This is a genomic window from Variovorax sp. 01T439_2, assembly GCF_056398445.1.
Genome location: NZ_JBFTPJ010000715.1, coordinates 1 through 3,059, shown reverse-complemented (window position 1 = coordinate 3,059; position 3,059 = coordinate 1). Strand labels below are relative to the sequence as shown.

The window sequence follows — 3,059 nt, the reverse complement described above, 5'->3', positions numbered from 1 at the left end:
CCTTTGTCGATGGTGAAGTGGCTGCACGCGCCGGCCATCTTCTGCTTGACCATCGGCATGTGGCTGTTGCTGTAGTAGTCGAAGTCGAAGCTGCAGCCGGGGTCGTTCGGATAGAGAATGCTTACCTTGATCATGGCGTTGCTCTTTTTTGCTAGGGATCAGGAGACAGCGAGCGGACGCTCGCCGGCGATGGTGGTTCGGTGCATCACGCGCAGGTGGCCGTCATAGCCGCCATCGGCGTTGTGCAAGGTGCAGCGGTTGTCCCAGAGCGTGAGCATGTTGGGCGCCCAGCGGTGGCGATAGACGTACTCGTCGCGCACCATGTGCTGGTAGAGATAGCCCAGCAGCGCCGCGGACTCGCCGCGCGTCATTCCTTCGATGCCCTGTGTGTAGACCGGGCTCACGTACAGGGCCTTGCGGCGCGTCACCGGATGGAGGCGAACCAGCGGATGCGGCCATGTCTTGTCGGCATCCTCGCTGACGACGATTTTCATCGAGCGCGTCTCCGTTTCCTTGGCGAACAGACCGTCCTTGCCGTAAGGCATGCCTGCTGAATGGATCGCCACCAGGCCATCGAGCAGACGCTTCATGGTGTCCGACAGTTCGTCGTAGGCCCGATAGCCGTCGGCATAGAGCGTGTCGCCACCGACAGGCGGGGTCACCTTGGAGTGCAGGATGGTCCCAGCGGGAGGCTCTTCCTGAAAGCTCCAGTCGGAGTGCCACTGCGCGCCGAAGTTGACCGCCTTCTCGTCAGCCTCGCGCCGTAGTTCCAGGATGTGCGGGTGATCTTCTATCGGGACGATGTATGGGTCGACCCCGAATTCGCCGAACTGCAGCGTGAACGCTTCCAGTTCGGAATGCGTGAGCGGTTGATCGGGAAAGTAGACGACCGAGTGTGCGGCCCAGGCCTTCTTCACTTCGTCGAGGACGGGAGCCGGCAACGGCCTGCTTATCGATAGGCCGGTGATCTCGGCGCCGAAGGCGTGCGGCTGCGGCCGCACGCGGATGTGCTCGTAATGGTTTTCCACCATATGTCTCCTTCATTGTTAAGACTCGCTGCACAGAGACCTTTGCGTTCTGCGCGGGGGGCAGTGTCCGGTCGGCGTCGCAGACTGTCATTGCTTCGGGGCGACAGAAAATTGCTCTGACCTACCAGGCACCCTTGACGCAAAGGACACGCGCACCTAGCCTTGCCGGCATGGCAGCACATATGACGATCCTCTCGACCTGGCTCGACGCTGTCGTGGATCAGTTGGAAGTGCAGGATCTGAACCCAAACGATCTCACCGCTGGCCTGTGGGGTCCGGGCCTGGCGCGTCTCGCACCCACACGCCAGGTCGGCCTGGTACTCGCTCGGCGTTTGTGGCAACGGGCGGCCAAAGTCTCCACTGACCCGCTTCTTGGCCTGAAGGTCGGCATCGGATTGCCGTTGCAGGCCATGAACGTATCGGGGCTGCTGATGATGCACAGTCCAACGTTGCGGGAGGCTTTGACGCACATGGAACGCTACCAGCAGCTCGTGAGCAACAGCGGGCGCGTGACGGCGCACAAGGTGCCGGGCGGCCTGGAGCTGGGCTATATCGTTACGCCGTGCCATGTCGACATGCACCACATGCAGATTGACTCGGTGTTCGGCGGGATACTGGCTTTCCTCAAGCGCTGTAGCACGCGAAGCATTGCACCCAGGCACATCGCCCTCACCGCGCCAGACAAGCTGCTCGGCTCGAGTTACGCAACGCTACTTGGCAGTCCGGTCACGCTCGGCGAGCGCAACGTGTGCGTTGCGTATGACGACCAAACGCTCGACCAACCCTTTCAAGGCGCCGACCCCGCTCTGCTGGCATTGCTCCGCGCGCAAGCCGACGGCCTGCTGCGGGCACAAAACTCATCCGACTCGCTTGAGGCCGCTGTGAGGGCGGCGATTGGTCAACGTGGTTTCGGCCACGTGTCGTGTGACGATGTGGCAAATGACCTCGGCATCACTTCGCGCACGCTGCAGCGGCGCCTCAGCCAGAACGGCATGCCTTTTCGTCGTGTCCTCGAGGCAGCCCGAATGGAAGAAGCCCTGCTTCTTTTGACTCATGGCAGCATGCCCCTGCCCGACGTGGCTGAACACCTGGGCTACACCGAGCTCAGTTCCTTCTGGCATGCCGTTAAATCGTGCTGGGGCTCGACACCGCGCGAACTGCGCAACAATGCCAACGAGCTCGCAAGCATGGCGTCGATGCATATGAATCCACCGGGGAAATCACACCCCTCTTCAACGACCCACGCAATTCGTTGAGAGCGTGCTCTCTCGCCGTCAACTTTGAGTGCTACTCAGCCATGTGCACCACTCTGATCATTTGCGTGCACGCGCTTCCCGCTTGATACGTGAAGAGCAGGTCGGCCGCCTGCTGGAAGAAGATTCGAACCGCGATGTCGACCAAAGTGGTCATGGGGCAGTTTGTGCCGCAAGCTCGCAACCAGTCAGTCTGAAGCAGCCGTTCAGCGCGCGACATCCGTATGTAGGCTTGCGGGGCCATACCCTGCCCTATCGAAGCGCCGCCGATACAAACCGCTTTCGCGCCAACGATGCGTAAGCGCGCGGTGATCCCGTCTTGACGACGGTCCTTCGATCAGCGCACTGCGGCTGGCTGCCAGCGATGCGGCAGCAACTCTCCGACGCGACTGGCCGGGTGAGTAGGCAGCCGCTCAAGAATGTCGCTGAGGTACGCGTGCGGCTCATGTCCATTGAGCTTCGCTGACTGGATCAAGCTCATGATGGCCGCGGCGCGCTGGCCTGCCCGTAGCGATCCCGCGAACAGCCAGTTCGATCGTCCGATGGCGATCGGGCGGATCTGGTTCTCCACCCAGTTGTTGTCCGCCGGCAGATCGCCGTCGTCGATGTAGCGCGTGAGCGCCTGCCAGCGCTTGAGGCTGTAGTCGATTGCCCTGGCCGTGGTCGAACCATCCGGCACCCTCTGCCGTTGCCCGGCGAGCCATTGCTGCAGGGCATCAGCCACCTTGCGCGACCTCTCTTGTCGTATTCGCCTTCGATCCTCAGGCACAAGCTCAGC

4 protein-coding genes are annotated in these 3,059 nt (G+C 61.9%); 1 reads left to right on the top strand and 3 read right to left on the bottom strand.

Annotated elements, in window-relative coordinates:
- Positions 1–158: 158 nt before the first annotated feature.
- Entirely contained in the window at positions 159–1,031 is an 873-nt protein-coding gene (locus AC1DOC_RS26480) for a TauD/TfdA dioxygenase family protein (protein ID WP_015866011.1), read from the bottom strand.
- A gap of 179 nt (positions 1,032–1,210) precedes the next feature.
- Here AC1DOC_RS26480 and AC1DOC_RS26475 point away from each other — a divergent pair, with 179 nt between their 5' ends.
- Positions 1,211–2,284 carry an AraC family transcriptional regulator gene (locus AC1DOC_RS26475; protein WP_015866012.1) on the top strand — a complete coding sequence of 358 codons (1,074 nt, stop codon included), beginning with the start codon at positions 1,211–1,213 and terminating at the stop codon, positions 2,282–2,284.
- 31 nt (positions 2,285–2,315) lie between these two features.
- Here the strand turns inward: AC1DOC_RS26475 and AC1DOC_RS26470 are convergent, their stop codons facing one another.
- On the bottom strand, positions 2,316–2,438 hold the full coding sequence (locus tag AC1DOC_RS26470) for a hypothetical protein (protein WP_015866013.1): 123 nt from the start codon (positions 2,436–2,438) through the stop codon (positions 2,316–2,318).
- Between the two features lie 180 nt (positions 2,439–2,618).
- Positions 2,619–3,059 (bottom strand): IS66 family transposase (locus AC1DOC_RS26465; protein WP_478130815.1); only part of this gene is annotated, 441 nt, incomplete at its 5' end.

Coding starts and splice junctions, on each gene's coding strand:
- AC1DOC_RS26470 (WP_015866013.1), bottom strand. CDS start 2,438: ATGACCACTTTGGTCGACATCGCGGTTCGAATCTTCTTCCAGCAGGCG.
- AC1DOC_RS26480 (WP_015866011.1), bottom strand. CDS start 1,031: ATGGTGGAAAACCATTACGAGCACATCCGCGTGCGGCCGCAGCCGCAC.
- AC1DOC_RS26475 (WP_015866012.1), top strand. CDS start 1,211: ATGACGATCCTCTCGACCTGGCTCGACGCTGTCGTGGATCAGTTGGAA.